Source organism: Paenibacillus sp. FSL H3-0286, assembly GCF_045040705.1.
GTDB classification, from domain to species: Bacteria; Bacillota; Bacilli; order Paenibacillales; family Paenibacillaceae; genus Paenibacillus_AQ; species Paenibacillus_AQ odorifer.
Genome location: NZ_CP150285.1, coordinates 4068709 through 4081723 on the forward strand (window position 1 = coordinate 4068709; position 13015 = coordinate 4081723).

General features: G+C 43.8%; 12 protein-coding genes. 6 read left to right on the forward strand and 6 right to left on the reverse strand.

All coding sequences use genetic code 11. From position 1 onward, the window contains the following. The first annotated feature begins 83 nt into the window (after window positions 1-83). A complete protein-coding gene (locus tag MHB37_RS18360) occupies window positions 84-1088 on the forward strand; it encodes a YpdA family putative bacillithiol disulfide reductase (RefSeq protein WP_076281697.1) in 1005 nt (334 codons plus the stop codon). Between the two features lies 1 nt (window position 1089). Beyond that, entirely contained in the window at window positions 1090-1533 is a 444-nt protein-coding gene (locus MHB37_RS18365; protein ID WP_036688009.1) for a DUF441 domain-containing protein, read from the forward strand. A 70-nt stretch (window positions 1534-1603) separates the two neighbouring features. Here MHB37_RS18365 and MHB37_RS18370 read toward each other — a convergent pair whose 3' ends face one another. The 3 genes from MHB37_RS18370 to MHB37_RS18380 all read right to left on the reverse strand — a co-directional run bounded on the left by MHB37_RS18370 (window position 1604) and on the right by MHB37_RS18380 (window position 4989). Further along, window positions 1604-2539, reverse strand: coding sequence for a DUF4179 domain-containing protein (locus tag MHB37_RS18370; protein ID WP_076281696.1), 936 nt, complete (start codon window positions 2537-2539; stop codon window positions 1604-1606). Beyond that, window positions 2532-3050 (reverse strand): sigma-70 family RNA polymerase sigma factor, encoded by a 519-nt coding sequence (locus MHB37_RS18375; RefSeq protein WP_076128340.1) that lies wholly within the window; start codon window positions 3048-3050, stop codon window positions 2532-2534. Before MHB37_RS18375 ends, MHB37_RS18370 begins: the two co-directional genes overlap by 8 nt. Before the next feature lie 190 nt (window positions 3051-3240). After that, window positions 3241-4989: an ABC transporter ATP-binding protein gene (locus MHB37_RS18380; RefSeq protein WP_076128337.1), complete on the reverse strand. Its 1749-nt coding sequence runs from the start codon at window positions 4987-4989 to the stop codon at window positions 3241-3243. Window positions 4990-5111: 122 nt separating this feature from the next. On the opposite strand from MHB37_RS18380, the gene MHB37_RS18385 reads away from it, so the two are divergent. Beyond that, window positions 5112-5627, forward strand: a complete 516-nt coding sequence (locus MHB37_RS18385; protein ID WP_036688017.1) for a hypothetical protein — start codon at window positions 5112-5114, stop codon at window positions 5625-5627. A gap of 114 nt (window positions 5628-5741) precedes the next feature. Here MHB37_RS18385 and MHB37_RS18390 read toward each other — a convergent pair whose 3' ends face one another. Continuing rightward, window positions 5742-6059, reverse strand: a complete 318-nt coding sequence (locus MHB37_RS18390; RefSeq protein ID WP_405168338.1) for a HesB/YadR/YfhF family protein — start codon at window positions 6057-6059, stop codon at window positions 5742-5744. Between the two features lie 493 nt (window positions 6060-6552). Here MHB37_RS18390 and MHB37_RS18395 point away from each other — a divergent pair, with 493 nt between their 5' ends. The 3 genes from MHB37_RS18395 to MHB37_RS18405 all read left to right on the forward strand — a co-directional run bounded on the left by MHB37_RS18395 (window position 6553) and on the right by MHB37_RS18405 (window position 11794). Continuing rightward, entirely contained in the window at window positions 6553-8301 is a 1749-nt protein-coding gene (locus tag MHB37_RS18395) for an ABC transporter ATP-binding protein (protein WP_076184456.1), read from the forward strand. Between the two features lie 58 nt (window positions 8302-8359). Further along, entirely contained in the window at window positions 8360-10447 is a 2088-nt protein-coding gene (locus tag MHB37_RS18400) for an ABC transporter ATP-binding protein (RefSeq protein WP_076302625.1), read from the forward strand. Window positions 10448-10555: 108 nt separating this feature from the next. Continuing rightward, window positions 10556-11794: a winged helix-turn-helix domain-containing protein gene (locus MHB37_RS18405; protein ID WP_405168339.1), complete on the forward strand. Its 1239-nt coding sequence runs from the start codon at window positions 10556-10558 to the stop codon at window positions 11792-11794. Here the strand turns inward: MHB37_RS18405 and MHB37_RS18410 are convergent. Together MHB37_RS18410 and MHB37_RS18415 are read right to left on the reverse strand one after the other, a co-directional pair. After that, a complete protein-coding gene (locus tag MHB37_RS18410; RefSeq protein ID WP_038571625.1) occupies window positions 11786-12250 on the reverse strand; it encodes a hypothetical protein in 465 nt (154 codons plus the stop codon). The two genes, MHB37_RS18405 and MHB37_RS18410, sit on opposite strands and share 9 nt — an antisense overlap. 44 nt (window positions 12251-12294) lie before the next feature. After that, on the reverse strand, window positions 12295-13008 hold the full coding sequence (locus tag MHB37_RS18415) for a hypothetical protein (RefSeq protein WP_405168340.1): 714 nt from the start codon (window positions 13006-13008) through the stop codon (window positions 12295-12297). Window positions 13009-13015 lie beyond the last annotated feature (7 nt).

Below are 13015 nucleotides of genomic sequence, written 5' to 3' on the forward strand. Positions count from 1 at the left end.
TCAATCTGCTCTTATGGAAAAATTCATGAATTTAGGGTAGGATTTAAAGAAAAGATAGTAACAATCAGGAGGTAACCCGCTTTATGAAAGATGTCATTATTATCGGTGCAGGTCCTTGCGGCCTCTCGGCAGCTATTGAATGCCAACGCCAAGGCCTGTCCAGCCTTATCATTGAAAAAAGCTTTATTGTGCACTCCATTTATTTGTATCCAACAAATATGCAATTTTTCAGTACGGCTCAGTTATTAGAAATCGGGGATGTTCCTTTCACTTCGACGAACGACAAGCCTTACCGTCATGAAGCGCTTGTCTATTACCGCCGAGCCGCCGAGCAATATGGTCTAGAGATCGCCGCTTATGAAGAAGCTTTATCCATTGAGCCGCTTGAAGATGGAACCTTTGCCGTACATACGTCAAATATGCGTGGTGAGCATCAGAAACGTATCACTGCAAATGTAGTTATAGCAACAGGTTATTTTGATCAGCCGAATATGATTGGCATTCCAGGTGAAGAACTACCTAAAGTTACTCATTATTTCGGTGAAGCCCATCCTTACACGGGAATGAAGGTAACTGTAATTGGCGGCAGTAATTCCGCAGTAGATGCAGCACTGGAGCTTATGCGTGTAGGAGCTACGGTAGATATGGTATATCGTGGTGAAAGCATCTCAGAGAATATTAAACCTTGGGTTCGGCCAATCTTTGAAGGCATGGTGCAAAAAGGGAAAATCACTCTGCACTTAGGCTCGCGTGTCACTGAAATTACTGCAAGCTCAGTAATTGTTACGGATCATAAGGGGAACAAGAAAGCATTGGATAATGATTTCGTTCTTGCCTTGACTGGCTTCCGTCCGAGCCGTACCCTCCTCACTTCAGCGGGTGTGATCATGGATGACGACATGGATAAGCCTGCTTTTAACACCTCTACCATGGAAAGTAATGTTCCAGGGTTGTATGTTGCTGGAGTAATCGCCTCCGGCCGCAATGCTAACGAAGTGTTTATTGAGACCGGAAGAGGGCATGGTAAGCTTATTGCAGATCACATTGTGTCAAAAGAAAGTTCTAATCCTAAGGAGTTGAAACATTAAGATGGACATGACCTCTTTGCTTTTGCTTGGACTTGCAGCGCTTGGAATTATCAGCAGCAATTCCCCTGTAACAATAGCAATGGTCGTCCTATTACTGCTAAGAGTACTTGGCTTACAGCAAACTTTTCCTTGGCTAGAAAAATACGGTTTAACCATCGGGATTATCATCCTGACCATCGGGGTCATGACCCCATTAGCCAGCGGCAAAATATCGCTGCAGACAGTCGGTCAATCCTTCTTGCACTGGAAGTCCTTGCTTGCTATCGCTATTGGCATTCTCGTCGCTTTTCTTGGAGGCCGCGGTGCTACGCTCATGACCAACCAACCCACAGTTGTTGCAGGTCTGCTGATTGGCACGGTGATTGGGGTTGCGTTATTTAAAGGCGTTCCGGTCGGACCGCTGATCGCAGCCGGCATTTTATCACTTATGATCGGCAAAATGTAATAGAACAGCACAAAAAAGACCGCTTTTGGCGGTCTTTTTTATTGTGCCTTTTATAGAAGCCACTACATCACTATTCCTCCACCTGAGAAATGGACTGCGGAATTTGCTGCACCGCTCTTTTTTCAACGACTAATAAATCTTCAACGCTATACTCTGTCTTAATTTTCTGCAACTGCTTCAAAGCCTCTTCTTCTGTATTAAAATATCCTGCTTCCACGAGATATAAGCCCTTCTCATCCTTTAACATCCGCACATCCTCTAACCCATATAACATTTCTTCAGCCATACCCAGCGCCTCACCAGAAGGCTGTGAGACCGTTCTTAACGAATATACAGAGCCCCCTTTTACTTCGTCTCCTTTCTCTTTTAACGTAATCACTACCTGTGCTGGCTCTTTATATTCCTTTACCTCATAAGCAACCGAGTCCGTAAGCGTGACATTGAACCGAATAGCCGAATCATCTAGCGTAATTAGTGGATAAGCATCCTGGACATATCGGCTTTGTTTTAATGTCTCCAGATCTTTGACTGCTGAGAATTTTCTCGCCCCACTTACTGTAATCGTCATTGTTGCCGGATTTTCCGTAAACTTTACGTTATATGAGCTTGCTAACTGTTGTGTTTCATCTGGATTTGCAAAATTCAAAATCAATTGATCACTATTCTTCAGTTGTTTGACCGAAATAAAATTCACATCTACTCCATCCTGAATGGTTCCACCACCTGCACTTCCTTCCGTAAATTGCAGAACACTGACCAGCTTACCTAGAACCGGTATTTGATCCATACTACTCGCAAAAGCAGGAACCGTATTTACACCCACCGTAAAAGAAATCAATACAGCAGCAGCTACTGATCCTGTCCATTTCAAGGCCCGTTTTGAATAACTATTTTTCTGTTTATAGATTTTTCCTCTTTCAATTCCTTTACGAGAAGCGAATGATAGTTCTTTAGGAATTTCAATCTCATTATAGGCTTGCTGTAGACGTTCTAGTTGCTTATCCAAAGTACTCACTCTCCTCCATACTTATTTTTAATTTTTCCAAACCTCTATAAATAACGGTTTTGACACTGCTCAGGGGCATATCGAGAACCTCTGCAATTTCCTTTATGGGCAAGTCCTCCAAATATCTCATCACAATCACCATTCTTGATTTTTCATCAAGACCGCTGAGCGCTTCATGCAAGTCCATAACTTCTTCCCTAGATTTCGGAGCATAGCTGCCTCCCAGCTCTTGATCTATATACACGATTTTTTTAGATTTACGGATAAAGTCCAGCGCACAGTTGACAGCGATCTTGGTGAGCCAAGTTTTAAAATATTGCGGTTGCTTCAATTTATGAATGGAGATATAGGCTTTGAAGACGGTCTCCTGCACAATCTCCAGTGCATCCTCTTGATTCCGCACATAGGAGTAGGCCATTCGGTATAAACGCTCCTGCATGCCGTCAATAAGCGCAGTAAAGCTGTCTTCATCACCTGCTATCGCCTTTTCCTCAAGCGTGGTTTTATTCACGTTCCTCACTTCCTTTCATGATGTTTATAAGCTTTAGACGCACATGATCTCCGAAAAGACTCAGATTCCGTTTAGAATTTTTGCCATAGTATAAGTTACTGTGTGCCGCCACCCTGATTGGAATTCAAAAAAAGTGGCCTTCTCTTTCGAGAGGACCACTAAGATGTTCAAGTATTTTTCCAAAAAAATATTAAGCGTCTAAATGCTGTACGTTAAATAATCGCGCATAACTACCCTCTATCGCCATCAGCTGTTCATGCGTACCCCGTTCAGTAATTTCACCATTCTCAAGTACGACAATCTGATCCGCATGTGTAATCGTTGACAGTCTATGCGCTACAATTAGTGTAGTACGTTCCGAAGAAAGAGACTGCAGCGCTTGTTGAATTAAATGCTCCGATTCCAGATCCAGCGCCGAAGTAGCTTCGTCTAATATAAGAACCTTCGGATCCTTGAGAAATACCCTTGCGATAGCAACCCGCTGCTTCTGTCCTCCGGATAGCTTAACACCACGTTCTCCCACTTCTGTCTCATAACCCAGTGGCAGCTGCTCAATAAAATCATGCGCATTGGCAGCTTTTGCTGCTGAAATGACCTCTTCTTCCGTGGCATTAGGATTACCGAACAAAATATTCTCACGCACAGATCCGCTGAATAAGAAATTATCTTGCAGGACCATGCCGACAGACCTACGCAAGCTTTCCTGTGTTAATTCCTGTATATCATAACCATCCATTTGGAGGCTGCCTTTACTGATGTCATAGAATCTCGGGATCAAGCTTATAAGGGAGGACTTTCCTCCACCGCTCATTCCGACGAACGCAATGGTCTGTCCGGGCTGAATACTCAGATTAATATCTTTTAAGACCCAATCATTCTCTTCGTTATATTTAAACCATACATTCTCAAAAGCAATCTCACCACGTGAATCCTTTAGCACTTTTGCTCCCGGCTTGTCTACAATATCATAAGGCTCATTCAGCAGCTCAAGCACCCGTTCAAGAGAAGCAGAGGCTTGCGTAAGCACCGTCGAGGAATTAATCAATCTCCGCAGCGGGGAATACATCCGGTCCAGATAGCCAAAGAAAGCTACAAAGGTACCTACTGTCAAATTGCCATGAATGACCTGATAACCACCATATCCGATGACCAAAAGAGGTGCTATATCCGTTAATGTATTAATAATTGCGAAGGTCATAGCATTCCAGCGGGTTTGCGCCATCGCTTTTTTAAGAAAGTTACCGTTGATGTCCTCAAACTGCTTCTGATCCACTTTTTCCATCGTAAAGCTGCGGATGATTGATATCCCTTGAATCCGTTCATGGAGATAACCTTGAATGCCAGCCAGAGCTTGAGAACGATCTTTCGTTAACAGCTTAAGCCGCTTATACAATTTGTTAACTGCAATTGCGTAAAAAGGTAATACCGAGATAGACACGAGCGCCAGCACCGGATTTAAATAAAACATAAATCCCAAAGCAAAAACTAGTGTAAACGTGTCGAGCCATACATTCATCATGCCGACTTCGACCAAATTTTTGGTCTGCTCAACATCGTTAATAAATCTGGAGATGGCTTCTCCCACCTTGGTATTCTGATAATACCGCAGAGACAGCCGCTGTAAATGACTGTAAAGCTTATTTCGCATATCGAACAACACTTTACTTGTGATAAGCTGAGCAAAGTATTGGCGATAATACTCTACGGGCCCTCTTACGATAACAAATAAAATTAAGGCACCACCCAGAATAAGCATCAAATGTGATACCCGTTCCTCAATCCCCATGCTCGGGTTCATTAGGAGGTCATCGACCACGTATTTCAGAATCATTGGCAGTGTTAGCGGAATACTGAATTTGATCATGCCGATAAACAGCGTAAACACAATCAATTTCATATAAGGTCGTACAAAAGTAAAATATGATTTCCATTGCTTCACAGGAATATTCTGTCCCTTCTCTTTAGTGAGTTGCTAAGTACAGTTGACTTTTGCTCTCTACAGTGTTTTTATAATTTTAGATCATAAGTACAATTGCAGTACCGAACTTCAGGAGGATAACGATGTCTAGACAATTTGTGACGGAAGCCGTCATGATGGCGATTTACGGCCAGCTTCTCGTATCGAGCAGCCCTGTAGAATATATAGTGCCTTATACTACCGTGATGGAACTATACGAACTGCGAGACAGCGATGATCCGTTGATGAACCGTCCGGACGACGACAAGCATGTTAAGTTGAAGATTAGTGAGCTCATTGCTTATTTTGAAGAACCGCTCAACGCGAAGAAGATCAACCGCTGTTTAGCTGTGCCTTGGGCGAAAAGCTCAGGTATTCTCCTTGGCGGGCAATCCAAAATCACCATCATTAACAGTATGGATACCGCTGCCTACGGTGAGATGTTCGATCCCATCGAAACAGAGCTTCTGCTGTCCTCACAACGTGAGAAAGTACCTATCCTAACGGATCAATTTGAATTGATTCAACGGATCATCGAGGGTGGAGTTCCAGTTCAGGTGTACGATATTGACGACTTCGACTTCGCTCTGGAGGAAGAAACCTCTCGCAATTTGCACTGATAACACCTATGTAATTTCCAACTGAAATACCCTCATTTTTAAAGACAGCATTTGAAAAGCCCCTGCCTTTTGGCAAGGGCTTTTCCTGATTAAAATAAACAATCATTAAGACAACTATACCTGAACTTCGCCGGATACCGGCTTTGGTTCGTACTTATATTCAATGTCATCCTCTGACTCAGAGTATACGATAGATAGGTCATAACCTTCCATATACCATAAGTCCTGCTCCTCCATATAGAACACAATATCATCCTGTTTGACCTGAATAGCTGGATGCCCAGGTGCTTCTGTAGCAATGCCCAGCGAAAAACCGGGGTGAAGTCCACCTCCCGAGCTATAACGGGGAAATAAACGAATATAGTCTCCATTCTTAAGGTCCAATTCTCTCTTAAACCAAGCTGCCGCTGCTTGACTAATTTCCATGTTCATTTCTCTCAGCTCCTTTGTATATTCTAATCATAACGAAAATAAGTCGATATTCAAACAACTTTATGCAATTAATGATTTCCCAATCCATTTAAAATTAAGTTTGACAAATTCGCGAACCGGATGATAAACTCTGAACATAACTAAACGTCTTCTAGTTATTACCAAATTAATGAAAGGGGTGAGCGCGGTGTTTACGAAGTTACAGCCATATTATTTTACTATTGTTGGAATTTTTACTCAACCGAATACCGAAGCAGCCCAAGTGATTAAGCCATCCTGAAGTTTTTGCGAGTCTTATGGACCGTATAACTTTAGTTCTTGAAGGTCTCTCACATGCTTGGTGCTGTAACGCACCGTGCGCATGATAGCTGTAAATTACAGGCATATCGTCCGTTTTCGGATGATATGCCTTTTTTGTTTGCTGAAGAGATAATCACTTGCGCTTTTATCAGCATCACAAGCAATCATTACAACCTGAAAGGAAGGGATTTACTTGTTCTCTGTTCTTCGCGATCTCGGCTGGTTTTTTCGCCGAGAAAAAAGGCGTTACCTGATTGGACTCATATTACTCATAGGTGTGGGCGTTCTTGAATTACTCCCTCCACGTCTGCTAGGCAATGCCATTGACGACATAGTACGCGGTTCGATTACTACAGCTTCGCTTGCCAAATATATCGGCATGATCTTCATTTTGCTGCTAGTTATTTATTGGATTACCTACATATGGATGCACAAACTTTTCGGAGGTTCCAACCTTGTTGAGCGCCTGCTGCGCTCCCGATTTATGAATCATCTTATGACTATGACACCCTCGTTCTTCGAAAAAAATAGAACTGGTGACCTCATGGCCCGGGCAACCAATGATATCAGAGCCGTCTCAGCTACCGTAGGATTCGGGATGCTTACACTGGTGGATTCTACAATCTACCTTACGGTTGTGCTGTTTGCGATGGGCTTTCTCGTAAGTTGGAAGCTGACCCTTGCAGCAGTATTACCATTACCTCTAATTGCAATAGCTATGATTTTTTATGGTAAAGCTATTCATGATCGGTACAGCTTAGCGCAGGATGCGTTCGGAGATATGAATGACCAAGTGCTCGAATCTGTCTCTGGTGTGCGCGTAATCCGTGCTTATGTCCAAGAGCGTCTTGATGAAAAACGTTTCTCGGATATTACTGAAGATGTTTACAACAAAAATATGGCCGTAGCTCGTGTCGATGCTTTCTTCGAACCAACTATCCGCTTCTGCGTCGGACTCAGCTACATTATTGGTCTTACTTATGGGATTTACCTTGTATTCCGCAATCAGATCACACTGGGTGATCTAGTCTCCTTTAATATGTATCTCGGTATGATTGTATGGCCGATGTTCGCTATTGGAGAATTGATCAACATTATGCAGCGTGGTGGAGCTTCCCTCGAACGTATCGACGAGACATTAAACTCCAAACCCGATGTTCAAAATGCTGCCCATCCCGTTCAAGTTCCTCACCCTACTCGAATCGAGCTTAACGATGTGACTTTCCGTTATCCTTCTTCGACGATAGACAATCTAACCCATGTCAACCTAACCCTGAACCAAGGGCAGACATTAGGTGTAGTCGGGCGTACAGGAAGCGGGAAATCTACACTGCTCAAACAATTGCTCCGCGAATATCCGACAGGTAATGGAGAAATCCTTATCTCTGGTGTGCCTATTCAACAGATTTCCCTGGATCAGCTGCATAGCTGGATGGGTTATGTTCCACAAGAGCAAATCCTTTTCTCCAAATCCGTTCGGCAAAACATTCAGTTTGGTCTAGACAACGCCGATGACGATACGATTATGCAAGCCATTACAGCTGCCGCTTTCCAGAATGACCTGGGCACATTGTCCGATGGTCTGGATACTCTAGTGGGTGAACGTGGTGTATCTCTCTCCGGTGGACAAAAGCAACGTGTCTCTCTGTCCAGAGCTTTTATCGCTAATCCTGATATTCTTATTCTGGACGATGCCTTATCAGCCGTTGACGCTCGTACGGAAGCTCAGATTATCGACAATATCCGGAATGAACGTGCCGGAAAAACCACATTAATCTCTACTCACCGTCTTTCTGCCGTCCAACATGCCGACATGATTGTTGTACTGGATAACGGACAAATCGTTGAGCGAGGTACACATCAGGAACTATTGGATTTGAATGGCTGGTACCGTGAACAATATGATCGGCAGCAAGTCGAAAATAACTTATCAAATGATTAAACTATAACCATAAATAAACGAGCTACGACTACGCAAAACATTTTAGGAGGTGTCACGGTTGACACAAAGTACAGGCAAACGCCTGCTGGAATATGCATTGACCGCAAAGAAAACCTTTATCGCAGCCCTTCTGCTGCTTTCAATCGGGGTAGCGGCAGAGCTGGCAGGTCCATTTATAGCCAAAAGCATGATCGACAATCACATGCTGGCCATCGAGAAGCCCTATTTCAGCACTACGTCTCCCGATAAGGCGGCTGAATATAACAATAATTTATACAAACGCGGCGATCGCTTTGAGCCTGGTGAAACTAAAGGCCAAGAAATTCGTGTTCTTCAAGCAGGGAGAAGTTTCTATTTTATTAACGAAGCTGTAACACAGCCTGACGGTGAACGAAAGTTCATCGATGGAGAGATGCATATCACCCGTGGTGATAACGAAGTTATCTATCCCGCGGTTAAGCTGTCGGCCGATGAGCTGTTCGCTTTTTACAAACCCGAGCTTCCTGGAATCTATCAGTTGGTCGGAATGTATGCTATTTTTCTTGTAATCTCCATCTTTGCTGAATTCGGAAAAACCTATTGGCTGCAATCTTCGGCGAATCAGGTAATCCGGAAGCTGCGGACAGATGTATACGCGCATATCCAGCGACTACCCGTTCATTTTTTTGACAATTTGCCTGCTGGTAAGGTAGTGTCGCGGGTTACAAATGATACCGAGGCGATTAAGGATCTATTCATTGCGGTCCTCTCCAATTTCAGCACCGGTATTATCAATATAACTGGCGTGTATATCGCTCTGTTCTTACTTGATGTCCGTCTGGGTCTGATCAGCTTGTTCATTGTACCTATTCTTGTGCTGTGGATCGTGCTCTATCGCAAAATTGCGACCAAATACAATACGATCATTCGCTCACGTCTAAGTGAAATTAACGCCATTATTAATGAATCGATTCAGGGGATGTCAATCGTCCGGATATTCCGCCGTCAGAAGCAGCTTAGTGCAGAATTTGAGAACCTGAACGATGATTACTTGAAATATCAGAATAAAATGTTAAATCTGAATGCTTTCACGTCCCACAATCTGGTGAACTCACTTCGCAGTCTCTCTTTTGTGATGGTGCTTTGGTATTTCGGACATGGCAGTATTACTGGTTCAACCTTTGTATCCTTAGGCGTTCTGTATGCCTTTGTCGATGTGCTCGGACGTTTGTTCCAGCCTATCACAGGTATGGTGAACCAGTTGGCGAACCTGGATACTTCTATGGTATCCGCGGGACGTGTGTTTACGCTTATGGATGAACCTGGAGAGAATGTTACGGACGGCTCCATGCCACGCTACAAAGGGAAAGTGGAATTTAAGAATGTATCTTTTGCTTATAAAAAAGACTACGTCCTGCGCGATATCTCCTTTGAAGCACGCCCGGGTGAAACTGTCGCTCTTGTAGGTCATACGGGTTCCGGCAAAAGCTCGATCATCAATCTGCTGTTCCGGTTCTATGATCCACAAAAAGGCGATATTACGATTGACGGTCAAAAGGTTACGGATATTCCGAAGCAGTGGCTGCGGAATCACATGGGCATCGTGCTGCAGGATCCGTACCTCTTCACGGGCACCATTGCTTCGAACGTCAGCCTAGGGGATGAACGAATTTCCCGTGAACGGGTAGAACGTGCTTTGCGTGAGGTTGGTGCGGATAAGTTACTCGCTCATCTTCCACAAGGATTTGATGAACCTGTCATCGAAAAAGGAAGTACTTTATCTGCGGGTCAGCGGCAATTGATTTCTTTTGCGAGAGCTCTCTCCTTTGACCCAGCTATTCTCATTCTAGATGAAGCTACCTCCAACATCGATACAGAAACGGAAAGCGTCATTCAGGATGCGCTGGAAGTTCTCAAAAAAGGACGCACCACTTTCATCATCGCTCACCGCTTATCCACGATTCGCAGTGCAGATCAGATTCTAGTCCTGCATCACGGAGAGATCGTAGAAAGCGGCAGCCACGATGAACTGATGGCGCTTGGCGGAAGATACTTCCGTATGTACCAGCTGCAAGTAGGTGCTGCTGCTAACAGCTCTGGCGATAACGCTGGCGCAAGCAACCGTCCAGCACTCGGAAACTTGCAACCCTCTCTTGAGAAAATGTAATTTACAACCCTGAGTCACTTCATTGTGATTCAGGGTTTTTTCCTGCTTGATCTTAGAACAGATGTTCTGTATTATGGAAATTAATACATAACCTTGGAGGAGCAAACGATGCTTACTTATAATTTGACTAAGAAACAAGCCAGGCTTTTTCTGCTATCTCATCAAAAGTTAACTGCTGGAGCTATCCCTTCTGGAAAACTTAGTATTTATGACTATGTTCGTCACGTAGGCTGCATCCAATATGACCCCCTTAATATCGCTGGCCATAATCATGAGCTGGTCCTCCAGGCACGGATTCCGGGATTTACGCCAGAACTGGTCCAAGAGCTTCTGTATGAAGACAGACTGCTCGTTGATGGCTGGGACAAGAACATGTCTATTTATTGTACAGAGGATTGGCCTTATTTTAAGCGGAGAAGAACAGCTGCTGCCTCCCACCATCAGGCTAATGAGCCTGTAATGGTCGCTGTAGCACAGGTTCGTGAAGAGCTTCAGAAGCGTGGTCCTCTCTCCTCTCTGGATTTAGACGGAAAGGAAAAAGTAGATTGGGCTTGGGCTCCGACAAGATTATCACGAGCTGCAATGGAAAGCATGTACTTTTGGGGAGAGATTGTTGTCCACCATCGTGTACATACCCGGCGATATTATGATTTCGCTGAACGTTTGTTACCCTCAGAGCTGCTGAGTTCAGCCGATCCAAATGTCACGGAAGAACAATTTCATGATTGGTATGTGTTACGTAGAATAGGAAGTATCGGCTTATTATGGAATAAATCTGGAGACGGATGGCTGGGCATATCCGGACTGAAGAGCAAAGAGCGTGCGGCGGCGATTCAGAGATTGCTGGAGAAGGATAGTCTCAGAAAAGTTTGGGTCGAGGGGATTAAGGTTCCGCTTTATATCCGCAGTATAGATGCTCCAACCTTGGAGTCTGTGATGCTGCAAGAATCCGAAGAGACTGGGCTTCAACCACGTGATTCATTTGCGGCTGTTTTGGCTCCGCTGGATAATTTGTTGTGGGAACGTGAGCTGGTTCGGCAATTATTCGGATTTCATTACCGCTGGGAGGTCTATAAGCCGGCAATAGAACGAGAATATGGTTACTATGTACTGCCTATATTATATAATGATCGTTTTGTTGGCAGATTTGAACCGGTGATGGATAAGAAGAGCCAAACATTGAATATTAACAATTGGTGGTGGGAACCTGGAGAAAGCCTAACACCGGAGATGATTCCGGCATTAGGCGAAGCTTTAACTGCACTCTCTCGCTGTGTTAGAGCTTCTTCGGTTCATTTTAGACCAGAGGTTGTAACAGCTTGCGGATTAGAAGGATTATTACAATAAGTTTTCCTCCTCTAATCCAAGTTTCGTGAACATTTCTGTGCAGTAGCCTTGCAGTTTAACTTCAAGTCTACTTGCTTTATTTTTAAAACGTTTCAGCTCCCGAATCATTTTAGCCCTTCCGGCAGGCGTAAAGGTTTCCTGTATACGCTCTTTAAAGTAATCATGAACGATGTAATTACGTTGTTTCCACACTTCCTCCAACTGAGCGGTTTCTTGCTCCGAGAAAGGAAAATGATGTTGGATTTCTTTGATGAGTTGGCCGAGTGAATTGCTGAGTTTTCGCTGATAAAGGTCTGTCAGATCTGCTTCTGTTGGCGTTTTTCCTTGTGATAGCTTAGTAAGCAATAGCAAGTTGGTAAGCTGCTGCTCGAGGGCCTGTCCATAATAAACTGCCAGTCCAAAATAGGCGAATAACTCTTTTGATTGTTCACTCTCAGGTACATATGTATCCTTCATCTTTTCCCCCACTTCTGTATCCTTGTTCCTTTTATCTATACAAGTTATGTTTTGTTGTAATCCCTCTGTCTTGATCTGTACAAATAAAAACCGATAAGCAGTGTTATATATACTAATGCTTGTGCAAATGAACCTAACAACTCCGCTAATGACAATGTATCAGCTTTCATCATGGCCTCCATTACAGGAGTTACTGGCGGCAACAACCAGATCAAAAAAGGAAATATACCAGGCAAACTTTCGCTGATTTGTGCTCCGCCCAGTGATAGTATAACGATAGCTAACAACATACCTGTCGCATGACTGCCTTTTTGAACCCAAGAAGATTGAAAGAATAGGGCAATAGCCACACCAAGCATACCCAATAATCCATGTCCTATGAGCGCGAGAATTAACCGATATCCCCCGGGTGATTCTGCAAAATGACCCGTTACCCAAGGATAAAGGACAATCAATAGATCTAGCAGCAGCGTTAGAAATGCAAGCGTTAAGATACCACCTGCACTATGTTTAGCCGCACTTCGCATGTGAACAACTGCAATCTGCCGATGAACAGCGTGCTCATGATTCAAAAAACTAAGACTCATCCAAGCGCAGCTTATAAAGAGCATTACTGCTGTAGCGGCATAGCTATTCATAACTGGATTGGGCTTATAAGAATACAATATCAAGACTGCAATCACAATCCCTGCTAACGGGCCGAAATAACGCTGAGATCGAGTATAACTTCGCAGCATGTAAACGATAAACGGATACACGTAAGAC

What these genes read in the sequence shown, in the direction of transcription:
- MHB37_RS18405 (WP_405168339.1), top strand. Translation starts at nt 10,556, where the DNA reads ATGCTTACTTATAATTTGACTAAGAAACAAGCCAGGCTTTTTCTGCTA.
- MHB37_RS18410 (WP_038571625.1), bottom strand. Translation starts at nt 12,250, where the DNA reads ATGAAGGATACATATGTACCTGAGAGTGAACAATCAAAAGAGTTATTC.
- MHB37_RS18385 (WP_036688017.1), top strand. Translation starts at nt 5,112, where the DNA reads ATGTCTAGACAATTTGTGACGGAAGCCGTCATGATGGCGATTTACGGC.
- MHB37_RS18365 (WP_036688009.1), top strand. Translation starts at nt 1,090, where the DNA reads ATGGACATGACCTCTTTGCTTTTGCTTGGACTTGCAGCGCTTGGAATT.
- MHB37_RS18360 (WP_076281697.1), top strand. Translation starts at nt 84, where the DNA reads ATGAAAGATGTCATTATTATCGGTGCAGGTCCTTGCGGCCTCTCGGCA.
- MHB37_RS18390 (WP_405168338.1), bottom strand. Translation starts at nt 6,059, where the DNA reads ATGAACATGGAAATTAGTCAAGCAGCGGCAGCTTGGTTTAAGAGAGAA.